This window comes from Arenimonas aestuarii (assembly GCF_054781715.1).
In genome coordinates, this window is the sequence record NZ_BAAGTW010000004.1 from 951,415 (window position 1) to 978,273 (window position 26,859).

At 67.9% G+C, this 26,859-nt stretch carries 22 protein-coding genes and 9 tRNA genes; 5 read left to right on the forward strand and 26 right to left on the reverse strand.

What is annotated here, in order from left to right; genetic code table 11:
* The first annotated feature begins 19 nt into the window (after window positions 1-19).
* Window positions 20-721 (forward strand): PP2C family protein-serine/threonine phosphatase, encoded by a 702-nt coding sequence (locus ACYVJH_RS05400; RefSeq protein ID WP_460453611.1) that lies wholly within the window; start codon window positions 20-22, stop codon window positions 719-721.
* Window positions 722-731: 10 nt separating this feature from the next.
* Here ACYVJH_RS05400 and ACYVJH_RS05405 read toward each other — a convergent pair whose 3' ends face one another.
* From ACYVJH_RS05405 to ACYVJH_RS05420, 4 genes are read right to left on the reverse strand one after another with little or no spacing between them, the layout of a single operon-like run.
* On the reverse strand, window positions 732-2,237 hold the full coding sequence (locus ACYVJH_RS05405) for a serine/threonine-protein kinase (protein ID WP_460453612.1): 1,506 nt from the start codon (window positions 2,235-2,237) through the stop codon (window positions 732-734).
* Between the two features lie 47 nt (window positions 2,238-2,284).
* Entirely contained in the window at window positions 2,285-3,004 is a 720-nt protein-coding gene (gene dnaQ / locus ACYVJH_RS05410) for a DNA polymerase III subunit epsilon (RefSeq protein ID WP_460453613.1), read from the reverse strand.
* Window positions 3,005-3,012: 8 nt separating this feature from the next.
* Complete coding sequence (gene rnhA / locus ACYVJH_RS05415; RefSeq protein WP_460453614.1) at window positions 3,013-3,456, reverse strand: ribonuclease HI; 444 nt, start codon at window positions 3,454-3,456, stop codon at window positions 3,013-3,015.
* A 7-nt stretch (window positions 3,457-3,463) separates the two neighbouring features.
* Entirely contained in the window at window positions 3,464-4,150 is a 687-nt protein-coding gene (locus tag ACYVJH_RS05420) for a class I SAM-dependent methyltransferase (protein WP_460453615.1), read from the reverse strand.
* Between the two features lie 81 nt (window positions 4,151-4,231).
* On the opposite strand from ACYVJH_RS05420, the gene gloB reads away from it, so the two are divergent.
* The 3 genes from gloB (at window position 4,232) to ACYVJH_RS05435 (ending at window position 7,081) form a co-directional block, all read left to right on the forward strand.
* On the forward strand, window positions 4,232-4,999 hold the full coding sequence (gloB, locus tag ACYVJH_RS05425) for a hydroxyacylglutathione hydrolase (RefSeq protein WP_460454271.1): 768 nt from the start codon (window positions 4,232-4,234) through the stop codon (window positions 4,997-4,999).
* Entirely contained in the window at window positions 4,996-6,204 is a 1,209-nt protein-coding gene (locus ACYVJH_RS05430) for a transglycosylase SLT domain-containing protein (RefSeq protein WP_460453616.1), read from the forward strand. The genes gloB and ACYVJH_RS05430 overlap by 4 nt, the downstream gene beginning before the upstream one ends.
* 85 nt (window positions 6,205-6,289) lie before the next feature.
* Window positions 6,290-7,081 (forward strand): enoyl-ACP reductase FabI, encoded by a 792-nt coding sequence (locus tag ACYVJH_RS05435; protein WP_460453617.1) that lies wholly within the window; start codon window positions 6,290-6,292, stop codon window positions 7,079-7,081.
* 71 nt (window positions 7,082-7,152) lie between these two features.
* Here the strand turns inward: ACYVJH_RS05435 and ACYVJH_RS05440 are convergent, their stop codons facing one another.
* The 21 genes from ACYVJH_RS05440 to ACYVJH_RS05540 all read right to left on the reverse strand — a co-directional run bounded on the left by ACYVJH_RS05440 (window position 7,153) and on the right by ACYVJH_RS05540 (window position 22,983).
* Entirely contained in the window at window positions 7,153-9,093 is a 1,941-nt protein-coding gene (locus ACYVJH_RS05440; protein WP_460453618.1) for a SurA N-terminal domain-containing protein, read from the reverse strand.
* A gap of 84 nt (window positions 9,094-9,177) precedes the next feature.
* A tRNA-Asp gene (locus ACYVJH_RS05445) sits at window positions 9,178-9,254 on the reverse strand.
* 14 nt (window positions 9,255-9,268) lie between these two features.
* Window positions 9,269-9,343: transfer RNA gene (locus tag ACYVJH_RS05450), tRNA-Val, on the reverse strand.
* Window positions 9,344-9,359: 16 nt separating this feature from the next.
* A complete protein-coding gene (locus tag ACYVJH_RS05455; protein WP_188661386.1) occupies window positions 9,360-9,632 on the reverse strand; it encodes an HU family DNA-binding protein in 273 nt (90 codons plus the stop codon).
* Between the two features lie 207 nt (window positions 9,633-9,839).
* The gene (lon, locus tag ACYVJH_RS05460) at window positions 9,840-12,284 is read right to left on the reverse strand and encodes an endopeptidase La (protein ID WP_460453619.1); all 2,445 of its coding nucleotides are present in this window, start codon (window positions 12,282-12,284) and stop codon (window positions 9,840-9,842) included.
* Window positions 12,285-12,420: 136 nt separating this feature from the next.
* Window positions 12,421-13,710, reverse strand: coding sequence for an ATP-dependent Clp protease ATP-binding subunit ClpX (gene clpX, locus ACYVJH_RS05465; RefSeq protein WP_460453620.1), 1,290 nt, complete (start codon window positions 13,708-13,710; stop codon window positions 12,421-12,423).
* A 117-nt stretch (window positions 13,711-13,827) separates the two neighbouring features.
* Window positions 13,828-14,451 carry an ATP-dependent Clp endopeptidase proteolytic subunit ClpP gene (gene clpP / locus ACYVJH_RS05470; protein WP_460453621.1) on the reverse strand — a complete coding sequence of 208 codons (624 nt, stop codon included), beginning with the start codon at window positions 14,449-14,451 and terminating at the stop codon, window positions 13,828-13,830.
* A gap of 25 nt (window positions 14,452-14,476) precedes the next feature.
* Entirely contained in the window at window positions 14,477-15,778 is a 1,302-nt protein-coding gene (gene tig / locus ACYVJH_RS05475) for a trigger factor (RefSeq protein ID WP_460453622.1), read from the reverse strand.
* An 88-nt stretch (window positions 15,779-15,866) separates the two neighbouring features.
* Window positions 15,867-15,951 (reverse strand) — tRNA-Leu (locus tag ACYVJH_RS05480).
* A 31-nt stretch (window positions 15,952-15,982) separates the two neighbouring features.
* Window positions 15,983-16,058 (reverse strand) — tRNA-Lys (locus ACYVJH_RS05485).
* A gap of 52 nt (window positions 16,059-16,110) precedes the next feature.
* A tRNA-His gene (locus ACYVJH_RS05490) sits at window positions 16,111-16,187 on the reverse strand.
* A 38-nt stretch (window positions 16,188-16,225) separates the two neighbouring features.
* A tRNA-Arg gene (locus tag ACYVJH_RS05495) sits at window positions 16,226-16,302 on the reverse strand.
* Between the two features lie 67 nt (window positions 16,303-16,369).
* Window positions 16,370-16,446 (reverse strand) — tRNA-Pro (locus tag ACYVJH_RS05500).
* Between the two features lie 132 nt (window positions 16,447-16,578).
* Window positions 16,579-16,655: transfer RNA gene (locus tag ACYVJH_RS05505), tRNA-Arg, on the reverse strand.
* A gap of 132 nt (window positions 16,656-16,787) precedes the next feature.
* Window positions 16,788-16,880: transfer RNA gene (locus ACYVJH_RS05510), tRNA-Ser, on the reverse strand.
* A gap of 55 nt (window positions 16,881-16,935) precedes the next feature.
* On the reverse strand, window positions 16,936-17,154 hold the full coding sequence (gene csrA / locus ACYVJH_RS05515; RefSeq protein ID WP_460453623.1) for a carbon storage regulator CsrA: 219 nt from the start codon (window positions 17,152-17,154) through the stop codon (window positions 16,936-16,938).
* A gap of 139 nt (window positions 17,155-17,293) precedes the next feature.
* Window positions 17,294-19,963 (reverse strand): alanine--tRNA ligase, encoded by a 2,670-nt coding sequence (gene alaS, locus ACYVJH_RS05520; RefSeq protein WP_460453624.1) that lies wholly within the window; start codon window positions 19,961-19,963, stop codon window positions 17,294-17,296.
* A 107-nt stretch (window positions 19,964-20,070) separates the two neighbouring features.
* Window positions 20,071-20,553, reverse strand: a complete 483-nt coding sequence (locus ACYVJH_RS05525) for a regulatory protein RecX (protein ID WP_460453625.1) — start codon at window positions 20,551-20,553, stop codon at window positions 20,071-20,073.
* 7 nt (window positions 20,554-20,560) lie between these two features.
* On the reverse strand, window positions 20,561-21,595 hold the full coding sequence (gene recA, locus ACYVJH_RS05530) for a recombinase RecA (RefSeq protein ID WP_460453626.1): 1,035 nt from the start codon (window positions 21,593-21,595) through the stop codon (window positions 20,561-20,563).
* Between the two features lie 182 nt (window positions 21,596-21,777).
* Window positions 21,778-22,422, reverse strand: coding sequence for a transcriptional repressor LexA (gene lexA, locus ACYVJH_RS05535; protein WP_460453627.1), 645 nt, complete (start codon window positions 22,420-22,422; stop codon window positions 21,778-21,780).
* A 54-nt stretch (window positions 22,423-22,476) separates the two neighbouring features.
* Complete coding sequence (locus ACYVJH_RS05540) at window positions 22,477-22,983, reverse strand: CinA family protein (protein WP_460453628.1); 507 nt, start codon at window positions 22,981-22,983, stop codon at window positions 22,477-22,479.
* Window positions 22,984-23,024: 41 nt separating this feature from the next.
* On the opposite strand from ACYVJH_RS05540, the gene mutS reads away from it, so the two are divergent.
* The gene (gene mutS, locus ACYVJH_RS05545; protein WP_460453629.1) at window positions 23,025-25,601 is read left to right on the forward strand and encodes a DNA mismatch repair protein MutS; all 2,577 of its coding nucleotides are present in this window, start codon (window positions 23,025-23,027) and stop codon (window positions 25,599-25,601) included.
* Here the strand turns inward: mutS and ACYVJH_RS05550 are convergent.
* Entirely contained in the window at window positions 25,585-26,769 is a 1,185-nt protein-coding gene (locus ACYVJH_RS05550; protein ID WP_460453630.1) for a trans-sulfuration enzyme family protein, read from the reverse strand. The genes mutS and ACYVJH_RS05550 overlap by 17 nt on opposite strands.
* Window positions 26,770-26,859: the final 90 nt, after the last annotated feature.

A 26,859-nucleotide genomic window follows, 5' to 3' on the forward strand; every position in this document is an offset into this window, starting at 1 on the left:
CCAACCACGGGCAGTGCGCATGATCGAATTCGGGCACCTGAGCCACGTCGGCCTGCGCCGCGAGCTGAACGAGGACACCTACTACGGCGACGCCGAGCTGGGTCTGTGGCTGGTCGCCGACGGCATGGGCGGCCATGAGTTCGGTGAAGTCGCCAGCGCGCTCGCCCGCGACACCGTGGTCCGCGAGGTGCGCGCCGGGCATTCGCTGGTGGACGCCATCCGCCGCGCCGACGAAGACATCATCCGGCACAGCAAGCAGCGCGCCGAGAGCCTGCCGATGGGCACCACCATGGTGGCCCTGCGCATCGCGGAGAACCGCTTCGAAGTGGGTTGGGTCGGCGACAGCCGCGCCTACCTGTGGAATGGCGAGCTGCGCCAGCTCTCGGCCGACCACAGCTACGTGCAGGAATTGATCGATCAGGGTGCCATCACCGCCGAACAGGCCCGCGTGCATCCGCACCGCAACGTGGTCACCCAGGCCCTGGGCGTCACCGACCCGCAGAGCCTGAAGGTCGAGACCCTGTCGGGCGAGCTGCGGCCCGGCCAGCAGCTGCTGCTGTGCAGCGACGGCCTGACCGAAGAAGTGGACGACGCCACCATCGCGTCCCTGCTGGCGCGCACCAAACTGTCGGCCCAGGAGTGCGTGGACCACCTGGTGTCGGCGGCGCTCGACGGCGGTGGCTCCGACAACGTCACCGTCATCCTGCTGCGTCGCCGCTAGGTCGCGCGGCTCAGCCGGCCGGAGGCGCCGGCAGCGTCGGGTTCTCGCCGTTTTTTCCCGCCACCGCGGCGTCCTGCAGCTGCTGCAGGTAGGGGTCGGCCGGGTCCACCGCCTGCCCCTTCATCACCAGCACCTGGCACTGCACCCACCGTCCCAGGTTGCAGGCTTCGAAGGCATTGCTGCGATAGAAGGCCACCACGTTCGCCACGCCGGCCCTGGCACGGGCGTTTTCGGGCTCGATGGCCAGCGCCTGCCGGTAATAACCCAGCGCGCTGTCATCGTCCGGGTAATCGAGTTTGCGACCGAAGTCGGGACCCGGCTTGATCGCGTTCCCAAACAGGGCATCGCCGGCATTGAGCAGTCTTTCAAGCCGGTCGTCGGCCGGCGCATCGACCGCCGCCGGCAAACTGAAACCTTCCGGCAGCGGGCCGTCAGCCGCCTCTGCCGCCGTCGGCATCTGCACGGAGGCCGGCTGTTGCGGCGCGGCCTGCGGTGGCGACGGCGTCATCAGCCACCAGGCCAATAGCGCGACCACGAAGGTGCCCGCCAAGCCCGCCGCCGGCAGCAGCCAGGCTGGGCGGGTGGCTTTCTCCCCCGGACGGATGCGGGTGCGCTGCTGGGTGGCACCGGCGATGCGGTCGCTGCCGGGACGCCGCGCGCGGGTCTCCACGCCCACGGCGCCCGCCGGGGCACCGGCCACGCACTTGTGCATGGCCTCGACGAAGGCCGCGCCGGTATTGAAACGCTGCGCCGGATCCTTCGCCATCAGGCCCTCGACCAGCGGCTGCAGCCAGGCGTGCTCGTCGGGCAATGCGGGCACCGGGTGGGTGACGTGCATCAGCGCCACGGTGAAGGCGTCGCTGGCCTGGTAAGGCGGCGTGCCGGCGAGCATCTCGAACAGCACGGCGCCGAGGCTGTAGAGGTCCGAGCGCCCGTCCACCGACTCCCCGCGCGCCTGTTCCGGGCTCATGTAGTCCGGGGTCCCGATCGAGGTGCCGGCGACGGTGGAGCTGTTGCTGCCGTCCATGGCCTTGGCGATGCCGAAATCGGCCAGCACCACGCGACCGTCGTTGCGGAAAAGCACGTTGCCCGGTTTCACGTCCCGGTGCACGAAGCCCTTCTGGTGGGCGAAATCGAGGCCATGGGCGATATCGGCCGTGATGTCGAGGATCTGGCCGACGCTGAGGCCGCCGGCTTCCAGGCGGTCCTTGAGCGTGCCGCCGGGAATGTATTCGGCCGCCAGGTAATAGACGTTGCCGTGGTTGCCGATGTCGTAGACCGTCACCAGGTTCGGGTGCTGCAGCCTGGCGGTGATCTTGCCTTCGGTCAGGAAGCGGTGGGCGAACTCGGCGTTGGCCGCCAGCGCCGGCGCCATGACCTTGAGCGCGACCTCGCGATCCAGCGACTCCTGCACGGCCAGGAACACGGAGGCCATGCCGCCCTCGCCGATCGGCCGCAGGATGCGGTAGCCGGGAATGTTGATGTCAACCGAGGTGAGCAGGACGGTGGCGTTCAAGGCGACCTCGTGGTGGGTGGAAACCCCTGGCACATCCAACAACGGGTTCAGGCCCCGGATGCGGTCCCGGGCCAGAGCAGTTTGCCGGCTTTCGCGGCGATCTTCGCCAAACGTTCGGCATGGGCGGCCTCCTCGGCCGCGCTGGCGCGCCGAAGGACCCTTGGCATGGTCGCGTTGGCCAGCCGGGTGGCGGTGGCGGCGGCGTCGGCGGCGTCGGTTTCGCCACTGGCGGCCAGGCCCAGGTCACCCTGCCCCGAGGTCATGCCCAGGTACACCTCGGCCAGCAGTTCGGCGTCGAGCAGCGCCCCGTGCAGCTTGCGGTGGCCATTGTCCACGCCGAGGCGGCGGCACAGGGCATCGAGCGAATTGCGCTGGCCCGGGTAGCGTTCGCGCGCCATCGCCAGGGTGTCGAGCACGCCGGCGTGGTCGGTGATGCGGCCGAAGTGTTTGCCGGCCAGCGACAGTTCGTAGTCCAGGAAACCGACGTCGAAGCTGGCGTTATGGATGATCAGCTCGGCGTCCCGGATGAATTCGATGAACTCGTCCACCGCGGAATCGAAGCGCGGCTTGTCCTGCAGGAACTCCAGGGTCAAGCCAGTGACTTCCTGCGCACCAGGCTCCATTTCGCGACCGGGATTGAAGTAGCGGTGGAAGTGCCGCCCGGTCGGCCGCCGTTCGACGAGCTCGATGCAGCCGATCTCGACGACGCGGTTGCCCTTTTCCCAGGACAGGCCGGTGGTTTCGGTGTCGAGCACGATCTGGCGCATGCGGCGGTTCAACCCCTCAGTTTTTCGGCTTCGGCGCGGGCGAGCTTGTCCACGCGTTCGTTTTCGACATGGCCGGCATGGCCCTTGACCCATTTCCAGCGCACCGCGTGCGGCTTGGCGGCGGCGTCGAGACGGATCCACAGGTCCTGGTTCTTGACCGGCTGGCCGGCCGCGGTCTTCCAGCCGCGGCGGATCCAGTTCGGCAGCCATTCGCCGATGCCCTTCTGCACGTATTGCGAGTCGGTGGACAGTTCGACCTCGCAGGGCGACTTGAGCGCTTCCAGCGCCATGATCGCCGCCATCAGCTCCATCCGGTTGTTGGTGGTCTCGGTTTCGCCTCCGGCCAGTTCGCGCTCGCGGCCGGCGTGGCGCAGCAGGGCCGCCCAGCCGCCCGGGCCAGGATTACCCAGGCAGGCGCCATCGGTGTGTATTTCAACGCTTTTCTTGCTCAAGACAGGCTCATCCAGCGGTCATTCCCGGGCGCAGGGCCATGTTGGGGGTGCCGGTGCGCAGCGGCGTCATGCCGGGCTCGCGCCGGCGCGCAACGATCAGGTGCGCGGCGCGCAGCCCGGCGAACAGGCCCTGGCCGCGCGGCTCGCGAAGTTCCAGCCCGGCGGTCGGCGCCCAGACCGGCCCCAGCCAATGCTGGCGTTCGATTTCCAGGCCATTGTCGACCACCTGCTGGCCCAGGCGCACCGGGTCGATGCCCCGAAGTCCGCGCAAGGCCCAGCGCAGCCGCGCCAGGCCCCAGGGGTTGAGGCTGGCCAGCAGCGCCACGCCGCCGGGTTTGAGCACCCGGGCGATTTCGCCCACCAGCGCGTCGGGGTCCGGGCAGGTTTCCAGCACACACAGCGCGTAGACGAGCGACAGGCTGCCGCTGGCCAGCGGCAGGGCTTCATCACCACAGGCCAGGGCACCCCGGAAGTGGTCCTCGTGCCGGTACAGGCTCAGCACCTGGGCCAGCATGTTGCCCGACAGCGCCTCCGGCAGCGCCCGGCAGGGGCGCAGGTACAGGCCGCTTTGCCCGAACACGCGCGTAAGCTCCGGTATCGCCTCGCGCTGGATCTGGTGCAGCAGGGCCAAGCCGGGCTCCCGGCAGAACCAGGCGTCGGCGTTGCCTTCGTGTTGACGGGGGGTGGGAGCCACGGGCATGTTTCCGATTCTGCGTCATTCACGCCTTCGAGGTCACCCCGCTTGCCCGTCGTCCCGGAAAATCCCGCCGGCATCCTGGAAGTCATTGCGCTGCCGGCGTTCCGGGACAACTACATCTGGCTGCTGGCCGGCCGCGACGGCGATTGCATCGTGGTCGATCCGGGTGAAGCGGCTCCGGTGCTGGCGGCCGCATCGCGCGGCCTCAAGCCCGTGGCGGTCTTGCTGACCCACCACCACCCCGACCACGTTGGCGGCGTCCAGGCGCTGCTCGAAGCCTTCCCGGTTCCCTGCTACGGCCCGGACGACGAACGCATGCCGCCGGCCACCAGGCGCGTCGGAGACGGCGACAAGGTGCAGGTACCGGCACTGGGCGCCGAATTCGACGTTATCGCCGTACCGGGCCACACGCGCAGCCACATCGTCTTCCATGGCGCCGGCCTGCTGCTCTGCGGGGACACCTTGTTCAGCCTTGGCTGCGGACGGCTGTTCGAGGGCAGCCCGGCGCAGATGCTTGCCTCGCTGGACCGGCTGGCGGCCCTGCCCGGCGAAACCCGGGTCTGCTGCGGTCATGAGTACACCGAAGCCAACGGCCGCTTCGCCAGGGAGGCCGAGCCTGCCAACCCGGCGCGTGACCAGCGCCTGGAGGACGTGCGGCGGCTGCGCGCCCGCGGAGAACCGAGCCTGCCGGTGCCGCTGGCCAGCGAACGTGCCTGCAATCCCTTCCTGCGCGTGGACACCGCGCAGGTGCGCGAAAGCATCGGCCGGCGCCTGGGCCGTCCGCCCCGGGACCGTCTGGAGACCTTCGCCGAGCTGCGCGCCTGGAAGGACGGATTCGCCGGATGAAGTCACTGAAGGCGCTGTTGCTCTTGCCGGCGTTGCTGCTGGCCGCCTGCCAGGTACCGGTCAGGCCGGTGGGGCCGGACACCGAGCCGGCCCCGCCGGCCGCTGCCGCATCACCGGCGCCTCCCGCGCCCGCCGCCCCGGAGGCCGGCCACGGCGTGGTGGCGCCGATGTCGCCGCTGGCGCTGCCCGACACCCCGCCCTCGCCGCCCGACCCGATCAATACCGGCGCCGAGTTGTTCGACCAGTTGGCCGGCAACTTCCAGTCGCCCGTGTGCATCAAGGGCGAGGCGAACCGGGCCTGGCGCAAGCGCTATGCCGGGCACCCCGCCTCCTTCGCCAAGCACCTGCGGGACATCCTGCCGCTGATGGCCTACGTCGCCGCCGAAGTCGAACGGCGGGACCTTCCGGCGGAATTTGTTCTCATCCCGATCGTCGAAAGCTGGTACCACCCCGCGGCCATTGGCCCCGGCGGCCCCGCAGGCATGTGGCAGATGATCGCCAGCACCGCCCGCAACCACGGCATCCGCATCCAGTCCGGCTATGACGGCCGCATGTCGCCGGTGGCGTCCACCGACGCCGCGCTGGACTACCTGGCCAGCCTGTCGACGCGGTTCGACGGCGACTGGCGCGCGACGGCCATGGCCTACAACGCCGGCGAGTACAGGATCCTGCGCGCCTTCAATGCGAACGGACACCGCGATGCCTCGGCCGAACGCAGGCTGCCGCAAGGGCTTTCGCGCATCACCTACGACTACGTGGCCAAGCTGCGGGCCCTGGCCTGCCTGATCGCCGAACCCGAACGACAGGGGCTCGAACTGCCGCGCGACGCGCGCTTCGTGCCGCTGGCGCGCCTGCCGCTCCCGCCCGGCACCGACAGCCTCGACCAGGCGGCCCTGAAGCTGGTGGTCGACGCCCGCGAGCTGCGGCGCCTCAACCCGGCCTACCGGGGTGGCCGACTGCCCGCCGGCGCGCCGCGCGAAGTCCTGGTGCCCGCCGACCCGGCGACACTGCTGGCGGCCCGTGACCTGCCTGCCGCGCCTGCGCCGGGCGACGCGCCGCCGCGTAGCCATCGGGTGCGCAGCGGCGACACCTTGTCGGGCATTGCCCGCAAGTACGGCGTCGGCCTGCGCCAGATCTACCGGCTCAACGGCATGGACGCCCGGTCCGTGCTGCAGATCGGCCAGCAGGTGCAGGTCGACCCCTGACCGGGCTCCATGCTTGGCGGTATGGCCCGTGCCGGGCGAAACTAGGGCGTTCGCACCGCCGACACGGCGGCACCAGGAGGAGAACATGGGATTTCTGACGGGCAAACGTGCCCTGATCGTAGGTATCGCCAGCCAGCGCTCCATCGCCACCGGCATCGCCGAGGCCATGCATCGCGAAGGCGCCGAGCTGGCGTTCACCTACCAGAACGACAAGCTCAAGTCGCGCGTCGAAGACGCCGCGCGCGAGAACGGCTCGGACATCGTGCTGCCGCTGGACGTGGCCGACGATGCCCAGATCGACAGCGTCTTCACCGAGCTGGGCAAGCACTGGGACGGACTGGACATCCTGGTGCACTCGGTTGGCTTCGCGCCGCGCGAGGCCATCGAGGGTGAATACCTGCAGGGCCTGACCCGCGAAAACTTCCGCATCGCCCACGACATCTCCAGCTACAGCCTGGCCGCCCTGGCCAAGGCCGCGCGGCCGATGATGAAGGGCCGCGGCGGCAGCATCCTGACGCTGAGCTACCTGGGCGCCCAGCGCGCACTGGTCAACTACAACGTCATGGGCGTGGCCAAGGCCAGCCTGGAAGCGAACATGCGCTACCTGGCACTGAACCTGGGACCGGAAGGCACCCGCGTCAATGCAATCTCGGCCGGGCCGATCAAGACCCTGGCGGCGGCCGGCATTGCCAACTTCCGCAAGATGCTGGGCCACGTCGAGGAATACGCGCCGCTGCGCCGCAGCGTCACGATCGAGGACGTCGGCAACGTCGCCGCCTTCCTGTGCTCGGACCTGGCGTCGGGCGTCACCGGCGAAGTGACCTACGTTGACGCCGGATACAACATCCTCGGCATGACCGGCATCGAAGGCGTCTGACCACGATCGGCGGCTGAATCAAAAAGGCCCGGGAAATCCCGGGCCTTTTTTTATTGCGTTCCGCGCAGGGCTCAGAGCCGGTCTTCCGCCACCGTGACCGTGAACTGGCGGCGCAGCGCCCGCACGTAGGCCTCGGCTTCGACGACTGCGCGCGCCTGGCCGAGCTGCTGGCGCAGGGCTTCGCGGGTGGCGTCGTCGAGCTCGCCGACTTCACCCTCGCGCACCTCCACCACCCGCACCAGCGCGTGGCGGTCGACACCCAGCCGGACCATGCCAACGCTGGCCACGTCCGCGGTCGGCACGGGCAGGCGGAAGGCTTCCTCGATCAGCGCGGGCGGCAGCTGCGCCTGGCGGCTTACTGCCGGCAGCTCGGCCACGGTGCGGCCGACTTCACTGGCCAGGTCGGTGAAGGACTCGCCGGCACGGGCACGTTCGAGCAGGGCTTCGGCCTGCGCCTGGGAGGCCTTGGACAGGCTGTCGGCGACCAGGTCGGCGCGCACGCGCTCACGCACGTCCTCGAAGGGGATCAGCGCGGCGGGCTCGACTTCGACCACGTGCACCACCACCAGGTGGTTCGGGCCGATCTCGACGGCGTCGCTGACCTGGCGGTCCACGCGCTGTGCATCGGCAAAGGCGGCCTGGCGCACTTCCGGAATGGCCGCGATGCCTTCACCGGCGTCGCGGGCGAACAGGCCGGTGCGATTGACCTCAAGACCCACCTCCTCGGCCGCCGGCGCCAGCGCCGTCGGGTCGCGGTAGATGCGTTCGATCAGTCGATTGCCCAGTTCGCTGTAGACGCGGTCGCGTTCGGTGGCCAGGTACTCGGCCTCGATCTCGCCGCGCACTTCCTCGAAGCTGCGTTCGCTGCCCGGCTCCAGGTCGGCGAGCTGGATGACATGCCAGCCCTCGGGGGTGCGGGCCGGATCGGCCACCTGGCCGACCTCGTCCAGGCCGAACAGCGCATCCTGGAAAGGACCCTCGAACACGCCGGCCTCGATCGGGCCGAGCATGCCGCCGTCGGCCTTCGAGCCGATGTCGTCGGAATGTTCACCGGCCAGCGCGGCGAAATCGGCGCCGGGTTCACGGGCCTGGTCGGCCAGGGCCTGGGCACGTTCGCGCGCGGCCTCGACCTCGGCTTCGTCGGCATCGGCCGGCACCGAAACCAGGATATGCGCCGCCGTGCGGACCGGCTCGGTGACGTAGCGGCTGCGCTGTTCGTCGTAGCGCTCGCGCAGGGTCTGTTCGTCGACCACGGTCGGCACCTCCAGGGTGGCGCCGTCGATTTCGACGTATTCGATCGCGACCTGTTCCGGACGGGTGTAACGATCGCCGTGGCTGTCGTACCAAGCCTTGAGATCGTCGTCGGTCGGCGCTTCGGGCGCGGCCGGGGTCGGCAGGTCGATCAGTTCGAGGTCGCGCTCCTCGCGGGCCAGGACCAGGTAGGCCTCGAGCTCGGCATCGGTGGCCAGGCCGGTGCTGGCGACTTCGCCGGTCACGGTGCGGCTGGCCATGTCGGCGGCGACCGTGGCGACGAACTGGCCGTGGGTCAGGCCACGCGAGGCCAGTCCCAGGCGGTACTGGTCGGCGCTGTACTGGCCGTTGACCTGAAACTCTTGCATTTGCTTGAGCTCGGCGGCGACTTCCGCCTCGCCGATGGTGATGCCGTCGCGTTCGGCGGCCATCGCCAGCACTTCTTCGTCGATCAAGCGATCGAGTACTTCGCGCTTGCTCTCAATGGCTTCGAAGCGGGCCGAATCGAAGGCCTCGCCCTGACGGCTGCGTTCGGCCTGGCGCGCCTGTTCAAAGCGACGCTGGAAGCGATCCTGCGAAATTTCCCGGACCTGCTTGCCCCAGATCCAGAACTTGGCCGGACCCTCGATCTTGGCCGAATAGGTTTCGATTTTCGGGGAAAAATAGGATTCGACGCCGAAGAAGGCCATCGTGATGATGACCAGGCCGAGGATGGTGAAAGCCATCCAGCCTGAAGACTTGTCGCGAATGGTCTGGAGCATGTGCGCTATGCCGTCCGAGTGGGACCCCGGGTTTTCCGGGGCCGGAAAAAACGAGGGCGCCCTTTTGGGGCGCCCTCGGGGATATGGCGGAGTGGACGGGACTCGAACCCGCGACCTCCGGCGTGACAGGCCAGCATTCTAACCAACTGAACTACCACTCCGCGTATCACTTACCTGGTGGGTGCTGAGGGTTTCGAACCCCCGACCCTCGCCTTGTAAGGGCGACGCTCTACCGCTGAGCTAAGCACCCTTCCCAAGGAAGACGCTCAGTTTACAGCATCCTTCAGGGCTTTGCCAGCCTTGAACGCAGGATTTTTCGAGGCCTTGATCTTGATGGTTTCGCCGGTCTGGGGGTTGCGGCCCTGGCGGGCAGCGCGCTTGCGGACCGAGAAGGTACCGAAGCCGACCAGCGTGACGGTGTCACCCTTCTTGAGGGCCTTGCTGATGGTCTCGATCATCGCGTCGACGGCGCGCGCGGCGTCGGCCTTGGACATCTCGGCGGCGTCGGCGACGGCACCCGTGAATTCGGCTTTGTTCATTATTGACTCCCTGAGCGAGTTGAACCCGCGTGTTTGAAAACCGGGGGCGCCCGGCTTGGCCTGGGCTCGCCCCGATCCACCTGTACCGCCACTGCCCGGAACGTGGTCCGCGCGGCGGTTGAACGATTTATACCAGCGGCATTTTGCATGCGCAACAAGCGAAAGCCTTTTATTTCGCGGCTTCCAGCCATTGTTTCGTGCAAATACTCAATGCCGCAGCGGCGCACCTCCGGTGTCCGTCTGGTCTTGCCCCTCGGCGGCGTCGGGTGCGGGCTCCGGGGTGGGCTCGGGCGTCGACTCCGGCGCCAGGGCGCGCACCAGGGCCACGTCCAGCACTTCGTCGATCCACTTCACCGGGATGATCTCCAGTCCCTGGGTGACGTTCTTGGGGATATCCACCAGGTCCTTCCGGTTTTCTTCCGGGATGATCACCGTGCGGATGCCACCACGCAGGGCGGCCAGCAGCTTTTCCTTCAGTCCGCCGATGGGAAGCACGCGGCCGCGCAGGGTGATCTCGCCGGTCATCGCCACGTCCGCGCGAACCGGCACACCCGACAGCACCGACACCAGGGCCGTGACCATCGCGATGCCCGCGCTGGGGCCGTCCTTTGGCGTGGCCCCTTCGGGCACGTGCACGTGAGTGTCGAACTTGTGGTGGAACTCCGAGTCCAGGCCCAGGCGTTCGCTGCGCGAGCGCACGACGCTGTAGGCGGCCTTGACCGACTCCTGCATGACGTCTCCCAGCTTGCCCGTGAGGATCAGCTGGCCCTTGCCCGGGAGCAGCGTGGCTTCGATCTGCAGGAGCTCGCCGCCGACTTCGGTCCAGGCCAGGCCGGTGACCAGGCCGATTTCGTTTTCCTGTTCGGCCCGGCCGAAATCGAAGCGCTGCACGCCCAGGTACTTGTCGAGGTTCTTGGAGGTGACGCTGATCCCGGACTTGCCAGCCTTGCGCGGCCCGGCGAGCGCGATTTCCTTGACCACCTTGCGGCAGACCTTGGAGATCTCGCGCTCGAGGTTGCGCACGCCCGATTCGCGCGTGTAGTAGCGCACCATGTCGCGCACCGCGCTCTCGCCGATCTTGAGTTCGGCCGGCTGCAGGCCGTTGGCCTTGAGCTGCTTGGGAATGAGGTATTTCTGCGCGATATGGAGCTTCTCGTCCTCGGTGTAACCGGGGATGCGGATCACTTCCATGCGGTCGAGCAGCGGCCCCGGGATGTTGAGCGAGTTGGCCGTGGCGATGAACATCACCTCGCTCAGGTCCAGGTCGACCTCGAGGTAGTGGTCGTTGAAGGCGCTGTTCTGCTCCGGGTCCAGCACTTCGAGCAGGGCCGACGACGGGTCGCCGCGGAAGTCCATGCTCATCTTGTCGAGTTCGTCGAGCATGAACAGGGGGTTCTTGCTGCCGACCTTGCTGAGGTTCTGCACGATCCGGCCGGGCATGGAGCCGATGTAGGTCCGGCGGTGGCCGCGGATCTCGGCTTCGTCGCGCACGCCGCCCAGCGACATGCGCACGAACTTGCGGTTCGTGGCCTTGGCGATGGACTGGCCGAGCGAGGTCTTGCCCACGCCCGGCGGACCGACCAGGCACAGGATCGGGCCGCGCATCTGCTTCACGCGCGACTGCACGGCCAGGTATTCAAGGATGCGTTCCTTGACCTTCTCCAGGCCGTAGTGGTCCGCGTCGAGAACGTCCTGGGCCGCCTTGAGGTCCTTGCGCACCTTGCTGCGCTTCTTCCAGGGCACGCCGACCAGCCAGTCGATGTAGTTGCGCACGACGGTGGCTTCGGCCGACATCGGCGACATCTGCTTGAGCTTGTTGAGTTCGGCCTTTGCCTTGGTCTCCACGGCCTTGGGCATGCCGGCCTTGGCGACCTTCTTGGCCAGCTCCTCGAGTTCGTTCGGCGCCTCGTCGAGCTCACCGAGCTCCTTCTGGATCGCCTTCATCTGCTCGTTGAGGTAGTACTCGCGCTGGCTCTTTTCCATCTGCGACTTGACGCGGCCGCGGATGCGCTTCTCGATCTGCTGCACGTCGATCTCGCCGTCCACGAGGCCGATCAGCATTTCCAGGCGCTGGCCGACTTCGAGCGTCTCGAGCAGCTGCTGCTTGTCGGCCAGGCGTGCGCCGAGGTGGGCCGAGATGGTGTCGGCCAGGCGACTGGGGTCCTCGATGCCCGACAGCGTCGTCAGCAGCTCCGGCGGCAGCTTGCGGTTGGTCTTGACGTACTGCTCGAACAGGCTCATCAGCGAACGCAGGGTGACCTCGAGCTCGCGTTCGTCGCGCTCGTGCACCGAGTCCACTTCCTCGCCGGTGGCGGTCAGCGCGCCCTCGCGCTCACCGAAGCCGTCGATGGCCACGCGTCCCGAGCCTTCGACCAGCACCTTGATCGTGCCATCGGGGAGCTTCAGCAGCTGCAGCACCTGGGCCAGGGTGCCGACCGAATACAGGTCGTCCGCGGCCGGGTCGTCGGTGTCCGGGCTCTTCTGGGCGACCAGCAGGATCTGCTTGTCCCCGGCCATGGCCAGGTCCAGCGCCTTGATCGAGCGGTCCCTGCCGACGAACAGCGGAATGACCATGTGCGGGTACACAACCACGTCGCGCAGTGGCAGCACGGGAAGGTCGACGCGGAGTGCAATCTTGGGGGTGTCTTGCATGTGAAGGCTCCTCGGGGACCGGGCCCCGGTATGGCTCAGGTTATGGGGTCCCGGGGGGCTGCTTGCAAGCTCTGCCGCCCAAACGCACACGGGCCGGAAAAACCGGCCCGTGTTTCAAGGACTTGCGTGCCCCCATTCAGTCCGCGGACGCGGCCTTGGGGCTGGCCTGGGGCTCCGAGCTGTAGATCAGGTAGGGCTCGGTCTGGTGGTTGATCACCGACTCGTCCACGACCACCTTGCTGACGTTTTCCAGGGACGGGAGCTCATACATCGTGTCGAGCAGCACCGACTCCATGATGGTCCGAAGGCCACGGGCGCCGGTCTTGCGCTTCAGCGCCCGGCGGGCGATCGCCAGCAGGGCGTCGGGGCGGACCTCGAGCTCGACGCCTTCCATCTCGAACAGCTTGCGGAACTGCTTGGTGATGGCGTTCTTGGGCTCGGTGAGAATCTTCACCAGGGCCGCTTCGTCAAGCTCCTCGAGCGTGGCGACCACCGGCAGGCGGCCGACGAACTCGGGGATCAGGCCGAACTTGACCAGGTCCTCGGGCTCGACCTCGGCCAGCAGCTTGCCGACCTCGATCTTGCGCTCGCTGGACTTCACCTTGGCGCCGAAGCCGATGCCGCCGGCATCCGTGCTGCGCGCCTGGATGATCTTGTCCAGGCCGGCGAAGGCGCCACCGACGATGAACAGGATGTTCTTGGTGTCGACCTGCAGGAACTCCTGCTGCGGATGCTTGCGGCCACCCTGGGGCGGCACCGAGGCAACCGTGCCCTCGATGAGCTTGAGCAGGGCCTGCTGCACGCCCTCGCCCGAGACGTCGCGGGTAATGGACGGGTTCTCGGACTTGCGCGAGATCTTGTCGATCTCGTCGATGTAGACGATGCCCTGCTGCGCCTTGTCGACGTCGTAGTCGCACTTCTGCAGGAGCTTCTGGATGATGTTCTCGACGTCCTCGCCGACGTAACCCGCCTCGGTGAGGGTGGTGGCATCGGCGATCGTGAAGGGCACGTTGAGCAGGCGCGCCAGCGTCTCGGCCAGCAGGGTCTTGCCCGAGCCGGTGGGGCCGACCAGCAGGATGTTGGACTTCGACAGTTCGATGTCGTCGTTCTTGATCCGGCTTTCGATGCGCTTGTAATGGTTGTAGACGGCCACCGACAGCGTCTTCTTGGCGCGGTGCTGGCCAATCACGTACTGGTCCAGGACCTCGAGGATTTCCTTGGGCTTGGGAAGGTGGCTGCGCGCGGCATGCGCCTTCTCCTCGAGTTCCTCGCGGATGATGTCGTTGCACAGCTCGACGCATTCATCGCAGATGAACACGCTGGGGCCCGCGATCAGCTTGCGCACCTCGTGCTGGCTCTTGCCGCAGAAGGAGCAGTACAGGATCTTGCTGCTGTCGCCGGAGCGGCCCTGGCGGTCTTCGGTCATGCTGTCTGGGCCCTGGTGAAGTGGGTCGGGAACGAGAATATCACAGGCCGGCGCGGGTCAAGCCCCGGCCCCTGGCGGGGGCCGGAGCGCGCGTGAAGGCCGCGTGGGGAGCCGGTTTCAGCCGGCCTGGATGCTGTCTTCGGGGCGGCGGTCGAGCACCGCGTCGACCATGCCGTAGCCCTTGGCGGTCTCGGCATCCATGAAGTTGTCGCGGTCGGTGTCCTTGGCGATGCGCTCGACCGGCTGGCCGGTGTGCTTGGACAGGATCGCGTTGAGCCGGTCGCGCATGGTCAGGATTTCGCGGGTGTGGATCTCGATGTCGCTGGCCTGGCCCTGGAAACCGCCCAGGGGCTGGTGGATCATCACGCGCGAGCTGGGCAGGCAATACCGCTTGCCGGCCGCACCGGCTGCCAGCAGCAGCGAGCCCATCGAAGCCGCCTGGCCGACGCAGATGGTGCTCACGTCGGGACGGATGAACTGCATGGTGTCGTAGATCGCCATGCCGGAAGTGACGATGCCGCCCGGCGAGTTGATGTACAGGCTGATGTCCTTCTCGGGATTGTCGGCCTCGAGAAAGAGCAGCTGGGCGACGATGACGTTGGCCATGTAGTCGTCGATGGGACCGACCAGGAAGATGACGCGTTCCTTGAGCAGCCGCGAGTAGATGTCGTAAGCGCGTTCACCGCGGCTGGTCTGTTCGACCACCATCGGCACCAGGTTCAAGCCCTTGATCGGATCCATTCGCGATTCCTCCTTGGTGACCGCCTCAGGCGGCCGGACGCATCAGTTCGTTGAAGCTGATGCTCTTTTCGGTGGCCTTGGCACGCTCGGCGATCCAGTCGATCACCTGCTCTTCCATGACGCGGTTGCGCAGGCCCGACATCAGGTTGGCGTCGTTGCGGTAAAGCTCGACCACCTGCGCCGGGTCCTCGTAGGTCGAGGCGATCAGCTGCAGGGTTTCGGTCAGGCGCTTGTTGTCGAGCGTGAGCTTGTTCTGGCGGGCGACTTCACCCACCAGCAGGCCGGCGGCGACACGCTTGTGGGCGGCGTCCTTGAACTGCGCGGCTTCGAAGGTGGCGTTGGCCTGGCCCTGCTGGCGCGCCTGCTGCTGGGCGTTGGCCGCCATGTTGCGGGCCTCGGCCTCGACCAGGCGCGGCGGCAGTTCGACTTCGGCGTAGGCCGCGACGAGCTTGCTGGCCACTTCGGCGCGCAGGCGCTGCATCAGGTTGCCCCTGAGCTCGCGCTCGAGATTGGCGCGGACTTCCTTGCGGAAGACTTCCAGCTTGCCGCCCTTGATGCCAAAACTCTTGATGAAGGCTTCATCGACATCGGGCAGCTTGGGCGCGGACACCTTGAGGACCTTGACGGCGACCTTGGCGGCCTTGCCGGCGAGCTCGGCGTTGCGCCAGTTGTCCGGGAAGGTGACTTCGAACTCGGCCTCGTCGCCGGCCTTCATGCCGGCCAGGCGCTGCTCGAGTTCCGGGTACATCACGTTCGAACCGACGACGGTCGCACCGCGCTCGACGCCCTCGGCCGGCACGCGGCCGGCATCGGTGGTCGCGGAGGTCTCGACCTGGACGAGGTCGCCCGCTTCGGCGGCACGCTCGACCGGCTCCCAGCTGCGGCGCTGCTGGCGCAGGGTCTCGATCATCGTGTCGATGTCGGACTCTTCGATGGTGGCGGTGACCCGCTCGATCTCGAGCTTGGCGGGGTCGATCTCGCCGAATTCGGGCACCACTTCGAAGGTGGCGGTGTAGCGGATCTCGCCGCCCTCGCCTTCCGGCTCGGCCTTGATCTCCGGGTTACCGGCGACCTGCAGCTTCTCCTGGCGGATGGCCTCGCCGAGGCTCTCGCGCACCAGGTCACCGTAGGCCTCGGACCGGACCTGCGGGCCGAAGCGCTGCTCGATCACCTTGGTCGGGACCTTGCCCTTGCGGAAGCCCTTGATGTTGGCCGTGCGCGCGATCTCTCGCAGGCGATTGCCGACGGCGCCCTCCAGACGGTCGGCCGGCAGGCTGACGGTGAGGCGACGTTCCAGATTGGCGGTGTTCTCAAGCGAGACTTGCATGTTCACTCCTGCGACGCGCCTTTGGATTGGGCGCGAAAATGAAAAAACCCGCGGAGCTTCGGCTCGTCCCCGCGCCTCCGTTGCCGGATGGTGCGAAAGGAGAGACTCGAACTCTCACGGGTTGCCCCACTGGAACCTAAATCCAGCGCGTCTACCAGTTTCGCCACTTTCGCAACGCCGCGCGGGTTCGATTCTTGGGGAAGATGGTGGGCCGTGTAGGATTCGAACCTACGACCTATTGATTAAGAGTCAACTGCTCTACCAACTGAGCTAACGGCCCGTTATCTTCCCGCCGAAGCGGCTGCGACGCGACATTATGCCGCGCTTGGAACTGGGGTGGAAGACGGGACTCGAACCCGCGACCCTCGGAATCACAATCCGATGCTCTAACCAACTGAGCTACATCCACCAATGTAAAACAACCCTGCCTCCGCCACCTTGCCCACCTGGCGCGCCCGGCAGGACTCGAACCTGCAACCGCCGGCTTAGAAGGCCGGTGCTCTATCCGATTGAGCTACGGGCGCCTGTCGGGATGATACCGACCGGTGCACGCCGCATCCATGCGGATCGCAGGTCCGGGGCAGAACGGCCTGGTCGGGGCAGAGGGATTCGAACCCACGACATCCAGCTCCCAAAGCTGGCGCTCTACCAGGCTGAGCTATACCCCGGCGGTGAAGCCAGACGCCCAGACCGGCACGCCTCAAGGAGTCTCACTGTACGGCCGGCGGGGATTCGGGCGCAATGCGCCGTGGCCCCGTCGTCCGAACAAAAAGGGTGCCGAAGCACCCTGTTTGCATTAGTGGCGCGCCCGGAGAGATTCGAACTCCCGACCACCAAGTTCGTAGCCTGGTGCTCTATCCAGCTGAGCTACGGGCGCGCAGAAGCGAAATTATGGGGCACTACACCGAAACCGTCAATACTTTCGTAACAACTTTTTCGCTGCGCCGACGTGCCGCCATCGATTGCCGGGGCGAAAAAATCGCCGCCCTTGGGCGGCGATCCATCGACCTGGCGGAGTGAGAGGGATTCGAACCCTCGATAAGGCTTTTGACCCTATACTCCCTTAGCAGGGGAGCCCCTTCAGCCACTCGGGCATCACTCCGGAAACCGTTGCCGGATCCACCCTGGGGGCGAAACCGGCCGCATAGGATAGCCTTTCAGCCCGGCTTAGGTAAACCCGCATCGGCCTCGCCCGACTCGGCACCCGGCACGTCATCCTTCTGGATCCGCTGGAAGATTTCCTCGCGGTGCACGGCCACGTCCTTCGGCGCGGTAATGCCGATCCGAACCTGGTTGCCCTTGACGCCCAGCACCGTCACGGTGACCGAGTCACCGATCATCAGGGTCTCTCCCACCCTTCGCGTCAGAATCAGCATCCCCTTCCCTCCCGATACGTCCCTGCACCGGCCCGCATGGCGCGTGACCCGCGGTTCCCCAGCCGCGCACGACGCGCGGCATGTCCCGGAGGATAGTTCGGCACCGCCCGGGGCGCAACGAAGAGCCGGACGCGCGCGATCAGCCGCCCAGGCGCTGGGCGACCCAGGCCGGCACGTCGGCCAGCGCGGCGACCAGCTCGGGGCCGTCGCTGCCGCCGCCCTGGGCCATGTCGGGACGCCCGCCGCCCTTGCCGCCGATGCGGCCGGCAACGTGGGAAAGCAGCTCGCCCGCCTTCACCTTGCCCAGCGCGCCGCCCTGCACGCCCGCCACCAGTGACGCCTTGCCGTCCTGGGCCGAGGCCAGAAGGATCACCGCGTCGCCCAGGCGCGACTTCAGCTGGTCGACCGCATCGCGAAGGGCCTTGGCATCCAGGCCTTCCAGCCGCGCGGCCACGATCTTCACGCCCGCCACTTCCGGGGCCGAGGCGGCCAGGTCGGCAGTGGCGCCGGCGGCGGCCTTCGCCTTGATCGACTCGAGTTCACGCTCGAGCTTCTTCTGGCGGTCCAGCAGCTGCGAAAGTTTGTCGAGCACGTCGCGCGGGCTGCCGCCGAGCAGTCCGGCCACCTGGGCCAGGCGGCGCTCTTCCTCGGCGATGTGCGCCAGCGCACCCTCGCCGGTGACCGCCTCGATGCGGCGCACGCCGGCAGCGACGCCACCTTCGCTGATGATCTTGAACAGGCCGATGTCGCCGGTGTGGTGCACGTGGGTGCCGCCGCACAGCTCGGTCGAGAAATCGCCCATGCGCAGCACACGCACGCGTTCGCCGTACTTCTCGCCGAACAGGGCCATGGCGCCGAAGTCCATGGCTTCCTGCATGCCCATCTGGTGGATCTCGGCTTCGGCATTGCCGCGCACCTGCGCGTTCACCAAGGCCTCGATGCGCGCCAGTTCGTCGGGCGTGATGGCCTGGAAATGGGCGAAGTCGAAGCGCAGGCGGTCCGGCGCGACCAGCGAACCCTTCTGGGTGACGTGCTCGCCCAGCACCTCGCGCAGCGCGGCATGCAGCAGGTGGGTCGCCGAGTGGTTGAGCACGACCGCCTGCCGGCGGACGCCATCAACGCGCGCCGACACCAGGTCGCCGCGCTTGAGGCTGCCGGCGACCAGCTTGCCGACGTGGCCGTGGAAAACGCCGGAAAGCTTCAGGGTGTCGGCGACGTCGAAGCGGGTGCCACGCGAATCGAGCAGGGTGCCGGTGTCACCGACCTGGCCGCCGGACTCGGCGTAGAACGGCGTGCCGTCGAGCAGCACGACGGCATCGTCGCCGGCGGTGATCTCATCGACCGGCTTGCCGTCCCGAACCAGCGCGACCACGCGGCAGCCATCGGCCTCGAGTTCTTCGTATCCGCGGAAGTCGGTGGGCTTGAGGCCCGAGACCAGCTCGGCCGGAAGCACCACGCCGCCGGCGAACTTGCTGGCGGCGCGGGCGCGGTCGCGCTGCTGGTCCATCAGCGTGTCGTATTCGTCCAGCGCGCCCTCGGCCAGGGCCCAGCCCTTATCGGCGTTCTCGCGCAGCAAGTCGGCGATCAGGTCGGGCGGGCAGCCGTAGGTATCGTGCAGCTGGAACAGCTGGTCGCCGCGGATGCGATTGCCGGAGGCCGCCAGGTAGTCCTGCAGGCGGGTCATTCCGGCGTCGAGCGTCTGGGCGAAGGCGGCTTCCTCGCCCTTCAGGGCCTGCTCGACGAGCTTCTGCTTGGCGGCCAGCTCCGGATAGGCCTCGCCCATCACCTCCACCAGCGGCTGCACCATGCGCCAGAACTTGCCCTCGGGCGCCAGGCCGTCGAGCTTCCAGAAGTGGCGGATCGCACGGCGGATGATCCGGCGCAGCACGTAACCGCGGCCTTCGTTGGACGGCAGCACGCCGTCAACGACCAGGAAGCTGCACGCGCGCACGTGGTCGGCGATGACGCGCAGCGACTTGTTCTCCAGGTCGCCCTGCTTGCCGGTGAGGGCGGCGGCGGCCTTGATCAGGTGCTGGAAAAGGTCGATTTCATAGTTGCTGTGCACGTGCTGGAGCACGGCCGAGATGCGTTCCAGGCCCATGCCGGTGTCCACGCAGGGCGCGGGCAGCGGCAACAGCGTGCCGTCGGCCTGGCGGTCGAACTGCATGAAGACGTTGTTCCAGATCTCGATGAAACGATCGCCGTCTTCATCCGGACTGCCCGGCGGACCCCCGGCGATGTGCTCGCCGTGGTCGTAGAAGATTTCGCTGCAGGGACCGCAGGGGCCGGTGTCGGCCATCTGCCAGAAATTGTCGCTGGCGAAGGGCGCCCCCTTGTTGTCGCCGATGCGGATGATGCGCTCGGCCGGCAGTCCGACTTCCTTGTGCCAGATGTCGAAGGCTTCGTCGTCGGTGTGGTAGATCGTGACCAGCAGCCTGTCCTTGGGCAGCTTCCAGGTTTCGGTCAGCAGCTCCCAAGCCCAGGTGATGGCCTCGCGCTTGAAGTAGTCACCGAAGCTGAAGTTGCCCAGCATCTCGAAAAAGGTGTGGTGGCGCGCGGTGTAGCCGACCTGGTCGAGGTCGTTGTGCTTGCCGCCGGCGCGCACGCAGCGCTGCGATGAGACGGCGCGCGTATAGCTGCGCTTCTCGGCACCCAGGAACACGTCCTTGAACTGCACCATGCCGGCATTGGTGAACAGCAGGGTCGGGTCGTTGCCGGGCACGAGCGGGCTCGAGGGCACCACGTGATGGCCCTTGGACTTGAAGAAGTCGAGGAAATCCTGGCGGATCTGGTGGCTGGTCTTGGTCATGGGCTGGCTGGCAGTAAGTCGGAGGCCACGCCCGGAAGGTGCGGCCAGACCCACAAGATTACCAGCCCGGAGCGGGCAGCCGGACCCTCCCTGCCCCGCAGAACCGGCTAGAACCCGTGCTCGTCTTCGCCCTGGGCCCGGGCCCGTACGGCCGCCCAAGCGCTGTCCTGGTCGAAACCCCGTCGGAGCAGGAACTCGACCGCCTTGCGGCGGCGGTCGGGATCGGCCAGTACGGCGGCGGTCCAGCGGCGTTCGACCTGGCGTCGGGCGGAGGCCGGCCAATCCGCCTCGCAGGCCTCCAGGGCCTGCTGGATGGCGTCTTCGCCCAAGCCGTGGCCGGCCAACTCGACCCGGATACGGACAGGGCCATAGCCCGAACTGGCGCGGTCGCGGGCAAAACTGGCGGCAAACCGGCTGTCGTCCTGGTAGCCCTGCTCGGCCAACCGAGCCACGGCCGCATCAGCCTCGGCCGGCTCGACGCCGCGCTGCGCCAACTTGCGGGACAGGTCGCGGCGGGAGTGTTCCCGCCTGACCAGCAGGCCCAGGGCCCGCTGGTAGGCGTCGGCGGCTTCGCCGCGCGGCCGGCCCATGCCGACCTCAGCCCTCGACGGCCTCGGCGTTTTCGTCGCCGATCACCAGGCCAGGCACGAACTTCTCACGCAGCTTGGCTTCCAGGTCCTTGGCCACGGCCGGGTTGTCCTTGAGCCACTGGCGGACGTTTTCCTTGCCCTGGCCGATGCGCTCCTCGTTGTAGCTGTACCAGGCACCAGCCTTGTCGATGAGCTTGGCGTCGACGCCCATGTCGATCAGTTCGCCTTCGCGGCTGATGCCCTGGCCATAGAGGATCTCGGTGACGATGACCTTGAACGGCGGCGCCATCTTGTTCTTGACCACTTTGATCTTGGTCTGGTTGCCGATCACTTCATCGCCCTTCTTGACCGACCCGATACGGCGGATATCCAGGCGCACCGAGGCGTAGAACTTGAGCGCATTGCCGCCGGTGGTGGTTTCCGGGCTCTGGCCCGGCATCATGATGCCGATCTTCATGCGCAGCTGGTTGATGAAGATGACCATGCAGTTGCTGCGCTTGATGTTGCCGGTGAGCTTGCGCAGGGCCTGGCTCATCAGTCGCGCCTGCAGGCCCGGCAGCTGGTCGCCCATCTCGCCCTCGATCTCGGCGCGCGGGGTGAGCGCAGCGACCGAGTCGACCACGACCATGTCAACCGAATTCGAGCGCACCAGCATGTCGGCGATCTCGAGCGCCTGCTCGCCGGTGTCGGGCTGGCTGACCAGCAGGTCCTCGACGTTCACGCCCAGCTTCTGCGCGTAGGTCGGGTCCAGGGCATGTTCGGCGTCGATGAAGGCAGCGGTGCCGCCAGCCTTCTGGCATTCGGCGATGGCCTGCAGGGTGAGCGTGGTCTTGCCCGAGGATTCGGGACCGTAGATTTCGATCACCCGGCCCTTCGGCAGGCCGCCAATACCCAGCGCAATGTCGAGCATCAGCGAGCCGGTGCCAATGACTTCGGCCGCCTCGATGGCCTTGTCGCCCATGCGCATGACGGCACCCTTGCCGAACTGCTTTTCGATCTGGCTCAGGGCGGCGGAGAGGGCACGCTTCTTGTTCTCGTCCACGGGTTTGTTCCTTGATGTCGTAGTGTCGGTGGTCATGACGTTAGCGGGGCGGGGTCTCACGGATTGAGAAGCCGCCGGCGCCCCTGAATCTGCCTGGCCCGAATTGCCAGCGGCAGCCTCCTGGGCTTCGATCCGCTGTAGGGAATGGGACTTTTTCCTTGCCGACTTTTTCCGACCCAGGCTCATCGGTTCGGCCTTACGAGGCCGCAGTACAGGCCTTCGATGGCGAAGTCCTGGTCGGGCTGGACGACGATGGGGGCGAAGTCGGGATTGCGCGGCAGCAGGCGGATGCCTTCCTTGCCGATCTTGAGCAGTTTCACGGTGATTTCCTCGTCGATTCGGGCGACCACGATCTGGCCGCTGCGAGCGTCATTGGTTCGGTGCACGCCGATCAGGTCGCCGTGCAGAATTCCTTCGTCGCGCATGGAGTCGCCCTTCACCCGCAGCAGGTAGTCGGGCGCCGGGGAAAAGAAGACACGATCAAGCAGCACCATGTCGTGAAGGCCGGCGTCGGCGCCGATCGGCATGCCCGCCGCGACCTGGCCCAGCACCGGCAGGCGCAGGGGTGCGTCCCCGGCCGCCGGGACGAGGTCGGCGGCCGGGGACGACGAACCGGGGGACACCGCCAGGCGGATGCCGCGCGCCTGCCCCGGCACGCGGCGGATGGCGCCGGCCTGCTCCAGGGCTTCGAGGTGGTATTGGGCCGCGCGGACGCCCTTGAAGCCAAAGGCGTGGGCAATCTCGACCTGTGACGGCGGCACGCCGTCGGCCTCGATGCGCTCGGTGATCATGGCCAGGATGGCCTGCTGGGTGTCGGTGATGTCCATTAGTAGTAATACTACTAACGAACCGCCCCAGGCTGTCAAGCCCCTTGTTGCGCGCTAGCGGGCCAGGGCCATCAGGCCGTGCAGGGCGGCGGCGACGGTCTGCCGGCGAACCGCGTCGCGGTCGCCGTCGAAGTGGAAGAGTTCCGCTTCGGGGTAACCACCGCGGCGCTTCCAGCCAATCCAGACCGTGCCGACCGGCTTGTCCGGGTTGCCGCCGGTGGGGCCGGCGATGCCGGTCACCGCCACGGCGATGCTTGCGCCGGAGGTCACCAGGGCCCCGGACACCATTTCCATCACGGTTTCCCGGCTGACGGCGCCGTGCTCGATCAGGGTTTCGGGCCGCACGCCCAGCAGGGCCTGCTTGGCCTCATAGCTGTAGGCCGCCATGCCGCAGTCGAACCAGGCCGAGCAGCCCGGGATGTCGGTGATCATCTTGGCGATCCAGCCACCGGTGCAGCTTTCGGCGGTGGCCAGCATCAGGTGGCTGGCCTGCAGGCGTTCGCCCACGTCTTCGGCCAATGCGTGCAGTTGTTCGTCAGTGGGCAGGGCGTCGGTGGCCATGGCCGCTAGACTATAGGGCCGCCCCCGCCATTGCCATCCGGATGCCCGCCTCGGAAACGCCCCAGCACACCCCGCTGATGAAGCAGTTCTTCGCCGCCAAGGCGGAGTACCCCGACATCCTGCTGTTCTTCCGGATGGGCGACTTCTACGAGTTGTTCTACGACGACGCGCGCAAGGCGGCGCGGCTGCTCGACATCACCCTCACCCAACGCGGCAGCTCAGGCGGGGCGCCGATCCCGATGGCCGGCGTTCCGGTGCATGCCTACGAGGGTTACCTGGCGCGCCTGGTCGCGCTGGGCGAATCGGTGGCCATCTGCGAACAGATCGGCGACCCGGCCGCGAGCAAGGGCCTGGTCGAGCGCAAGGTCGTGCGCATCGTCACGCCGGGCACGGTCACCGACGAGGCCTTGCTGCAGGAACGCCGCGACACCCTGCTGATGGCTCTCAGCCGTGGCCGCAGCGGCTTCGGCCTGGCCTGGGCCGACCTGGCCGGCGGTCGTTTCCTGGTTTCCGAGGTCGCCGACGAAGACCAGCTGGCCGCGGAAATCGCCCGTCTGGATCCGGCCGAACTGCTGCTGCCCGACGAAGACGGCTGGCCGGCCTTCCTGGCCACCCAGCCCGGCCTGCGCCGCCGCCCGCCCTGGGGTTTCGACACCGACGCCTGCCGGCGCCAGCTGCTGAAGTTCTTCAAGCTGCACGACCTCAGCGGTTTCGGCCTGGAAGACAAGGCCCTGCCCACCGCCGCCGCCGGCGCCCTGCTCGCCTACGTGGAAGAAACCCAGAAGCAGCAGCTGCCGCACCTGACCGCCATCGCCTTCGAATCGGCCGGCGACGGCATCGCGCTCAATGCGGCGACACGCCGGCACCTGGAACTCGACAGCCGCACCGACGGCCGCAGCGAACACACCCTACTGGGCGTGCTCGACACCAGCGTCAGCCCGATGGGCGGACGCCTGCTGCGGCGCTGGCTCAACCGCCCCCTGCGCGATCGCGGCGTGCTTGGCCAGCGCCACCACGCCGTCGCCACCTTCATCGATTCCGGCGCCCACGACAGCCTGCGCGAAACCTTCCGCGGCCTGGGCGACATCGAACGCATCCTGTCGCGCGTGGCCCTGCGCTCGGCGCGCCCGCGCGACCTGTCCACCCTGCGCGACGGCCTGGCCCTGCTGCCCGGCGTGCGCGCCGTGCTGGCACCGCTCGATTCCCCGCGCCTGGACGCCCTGGCCGCGTCGCTGGGCGAACACGAGACCACCGCCGACCTGCTGGCCCGCGCCATCGTGCCGCAGCCCCCGGTGCTGATGCGCGACGGCGGCGTGTTCGCCGAAGGTTTCGACGCCGAACTCGACGAACTGCGCACGCTGTCCACCACCGCCGACCAGTTCCTGGTCGACCTGGAGGCCCGCGAGCGCGCCGCCACCGGCATCGCCACGCTCAAGGTCGGCTACAACCGCGTGCACGGTTATTTCATCGAGATCAGCAAGGGCCAGTCGGTGAAGGCGCCCACGCACTACACGCGCCGGCAAACCCTCACCGGCGCCGAGCGCTACATCACCGAAGAACTCAAGACTTTCGAAGACAAGGTGCTCAGCGCCCGCGAACGGTCGCTGACCCGCGAAAAGGCGCTTTACGAAGACCTCCTGGAAACGCTGAACCAGTCGCTTGAGCCGCTCAAGCGCTGCGCCGCGGCGCTGAGTGAACTCGACGTGCTGGCGGCGTTCGCCGAACGCGCCCAGGCCCTGGACTGGTCACGCCCCGAACTGACCGAGGCGCCGGGCCTGTGCATCGAACGCGGCCGGCACCCGGTGGTCGAAGCGGTGCGCGACGAGCCCTTCGAACCCAACGACCTGGTGCTCGACGAGGACCGCCGCATGCTGGTGATCACCGGCCCGAACATGGGCGGCAAGAGCACCTACATGCGCCAGAACGCGCTGATCGTGCTACTGGCGCACATCGGCAGCTTCGTGCCGGCGACGCGCGCGGTCATCGGACCGGTCGACCGCGTGCTGACGCGCATCGGCGCCGGCGACGACCTCGCGCGCGGCCAGTCCACCTTCATGGTGGAAATGGCCGAAACCAGCTACATCCTGCACCACGCCACCGCGCAGTCGCTGGTGCTGATGGACGAAATCGGCCGCGGCACCTCGACCTACGACGGCCTGGCCCTGGCCGAAGCCTGCGCGCGCCACCTGGCGCAGGCCAACCGCGCCTACACCCTGTTCGCCACCCACTATTTCGAACTCACGGCCCTGGCCGAACCGGGCAGCGGCATCGCCAACGTGCACCTGGACGCCATCGAACACGGCGACCGGCTGGTGTTCATGCACGCGGTGAAGGACGGCCCGGCCAACCGCAGCTTCGGCCTGCAGGTGGCGGCGCTGGCCGGCCTGCCACGCAGCGTGGTCGAACAGGCGCGGCGTACCCTCGCCAGCCTGGAACAGCGTGGCGCCCCGCACGCAGTGGCGGAAATGAGTCCGGCGGCGCTCGACGCGCCGCAGCAGTTCGGGCTGTTCGCGCCGCAACCATCCCCGGCACTCGAGGCGCTGGACGCCATCGACCCGGACGAGCTGACCCCCAAGCAGGCGCTCGAGGCGCTCTACCGGCTCAGGCAACTGCGCTGAGGCGCGCCCCTTCGAGGGCCTGGGCGAGGTCGGCCCAGAGGTCGTCGACCTGTTCAATGCCCAGCGACAGCCGCAGCAGTCCCGGGCCGATGCCGCTGGCCAGTCGCGCCTGCGCATCCACCACGCGGTGGGTCAGCCCGGCCGGGTGCTGGATCAGCGTGTCCACCGAACCCAGGCTCACGGCCGGCGTCATCAGCCGCACGCGCGACATGACCGAAGCCGCGGCTTCGTGGCCACCGTGCAGGTCGAAGGCCATCAGCGCGCCGGGACCGGCCATCTGCGTGCCCACCAGGTGCGCATTGCGCACCGTGCCCAGGCCCGGGAAGAACACCCGTGCCACGGCCGGGTGTTCCGCGAGTCGTTCGGCCATGACGATGGCATTGGCCTGCGCGCGTTCGACCCGGATGGCCAGGGTCGGCAGGCCGCGGTGCAGCAGGTAGGCGCCCAACGGATGCAGCAGCGCGCCGGTGGCCGCGCGCACGGTGCGCAGCGGCCGGGCACGGTCTTCGCTGCAGCAGACCACGCCGGCGATGACGTCGCCGTGGCCGCCCAGGAACTTGGTGGCGCTGTGCATCACGTAGGTGGCGCCCAGCGACGCGGGCTGCTGCAGCACCGGCGTGGCGAAAGTGGAATCCACCAGCACCGGCACGTCGCCGGCGGCGGCCACCACGGCGCGGATGTCCACCAGGTCCAGCGTGGGGTTGGCCGGGGTTTCGATGATCACCAGGGCGGTGTCGGGACGGCGGCGCGCGGCGATTTCGGCGGCGTCCACGAACTCCGCCTCCAGCCCGCACAGGCCCGAGGCCAGCAGGTGGTCGGAGGTGCCGTACAGCGGCCGCACCACCAGCACGTGGCCGCCGCGCGAACGCGCGTCCAGCAGCACCGCCGTCAGCGCAGCCATGCCCGAGCCGTAGGCGACGCAGGCCTCGGTGCCCTCGAGCCGGGCCAGCGCGTTTTCGACCCGGCCCACGGTCGGGTTGTGCAGGCGCGCGTAGATGGGGTTGGCGGCGCTGGCGGCACCGCCGACCAGGGCGTCGAAACTTTCGGTACCCGCGTCCAGGTCGGCCACCGGATAGGTGGTGGACAGGTCGATCGGCGGCGCGTGCACGCCCAGGCGGGCGAAGTCTTCGCGGCCGGCGTGCACGGCGAGGGTGTCGAAATGCGTCATGGCGGGCTCCGGGGACGGCAGGCGGCCACTATGGCTTAGACTTGCGACTGGTTCGGCCTGGCCGAACACTATTTCCGAATCGGGGGCCAA

Excerpts from the sequence above, each read along its gene's own strand:
- ACYVJH_RS05400 (WP_460453611.1), top strand. The coding sequence starts at position 20 with ATGATCGAATTCGGGCACCTGAGCCACGTCGGCCTGCGCCGCGAGCTG.
- dnaQ (WP_460453613.1), bottom strand. The coding sequence starts at position 3,004 with ATGCGCCAGATCGTGCTCGACACCGAAACCACCGGCCTGTCCTGGGAA.
- ACYVJH_RS05430 (WP_460453616.1), top strand. The coding sequence starts at position 4,996 with ATGAAGTCACTGAAGGCGCTGTTGCTCTTGCCGGCGTTGCTGCTGGCC.
- ACYVJH_RS05435 (WP_460453617.1), top strand. The coding sequence starts at position 6,290 with ATGGGATTTCTGACGGGCAAACGTGCCCTGATCGTAGGTATCGCCAGC.
- ACYVJH_RS05440 (WP_460453618.1), bottom strand. The coding sequence starts at position 9,093 with ATGCTCCAGACCATTCGCGACAAGTCTTCAGGCTGGATGGCTTTCACC.
- ACYVJH_RS05455 (WP_188661386.1), bottom strand. The coding sequence starts at position 9,632 with ATGAACAAAGCCGAATTCACGGGTGCCGTCGCCGACGCCGCCGAGATG.
- lon (WP_460453619.1), bottom strand. The coding sequence starts at position 12,284 with ATGCAAGACACCCCCAAGATTGCACTCCGCGTCGACCTTCCCGTGCTG.
- clpX (WP_460453620.1), bottom strand. The coding sequence starts at position 13,710 with ATGACCGAAGACCGCCAGGGCCGCTCCGGCGACAGCAGCAAGATCCTG.
- clpP (WP_460453621.1), bottom strand. The coding sequence starts at position 14,451 with ATGGATCCGATCAAGGGCTTGAACCTGGTGCCGATGGTGGTCGAACAG.
- tig (WP_460453622.1), bottom strand. The coding sequence starts at position 15,778 with ATGCAAGTCTCGCTTGAGAACACCGCCAATCTGGAACGTCGCCTCACC.
- csrA (WP_460453623.1), bottom strand. The coding sequence starts at position 17,154 with ATGCTGATTCTGACGCGAAGGGTGGGAGAGACCCTGATGATCGGTGAC.
- alaS (WP_460453624.1), bottom strand. The coding sequence starts at position 19,963 with ATGACCAAGACCAGCCACCAGATCCGCCAGGATTTCCTCGACTTCTTC.
- ACYVJH_RS05525 (WP_460453625.1), bottom strand. The coding sequence starts at position 20,553 with ATGGGCCGGCCGCGCGGCGAAGCCGCCGACGCCTACCAGCGGGCCCTG.
- lexA (WP_460453627.1), bottom strand. The coding sequence starts at position 22,422 with ATGGACATCACCGACACCCAGCAGGCCATCCTGGCCATGATCACCGAG.
- ACYVJH_RS05540 (WP_460453628.1), bottom strand. The coding sequence starts at position 22,983 with ATGGCCACCGACGCCCTGCCCACTGACGAACAACTGCACGCATTGGCC.
- mutS (WP_460453629.1), top strand. The coding sequence starts at position 23,025 with ATGCCCGCCTCGGAAACGCCCCAGCACACCCCGCTGATGAAGCAGTTC.
- ACYVJH_RS05550 (WP_460453630.1), bottom strand. The coding sequence starts at position 26,769 with ATGACGCATTTCGACACCCTCGCCGTGCACGCCGGCCGCGAAGACTTC.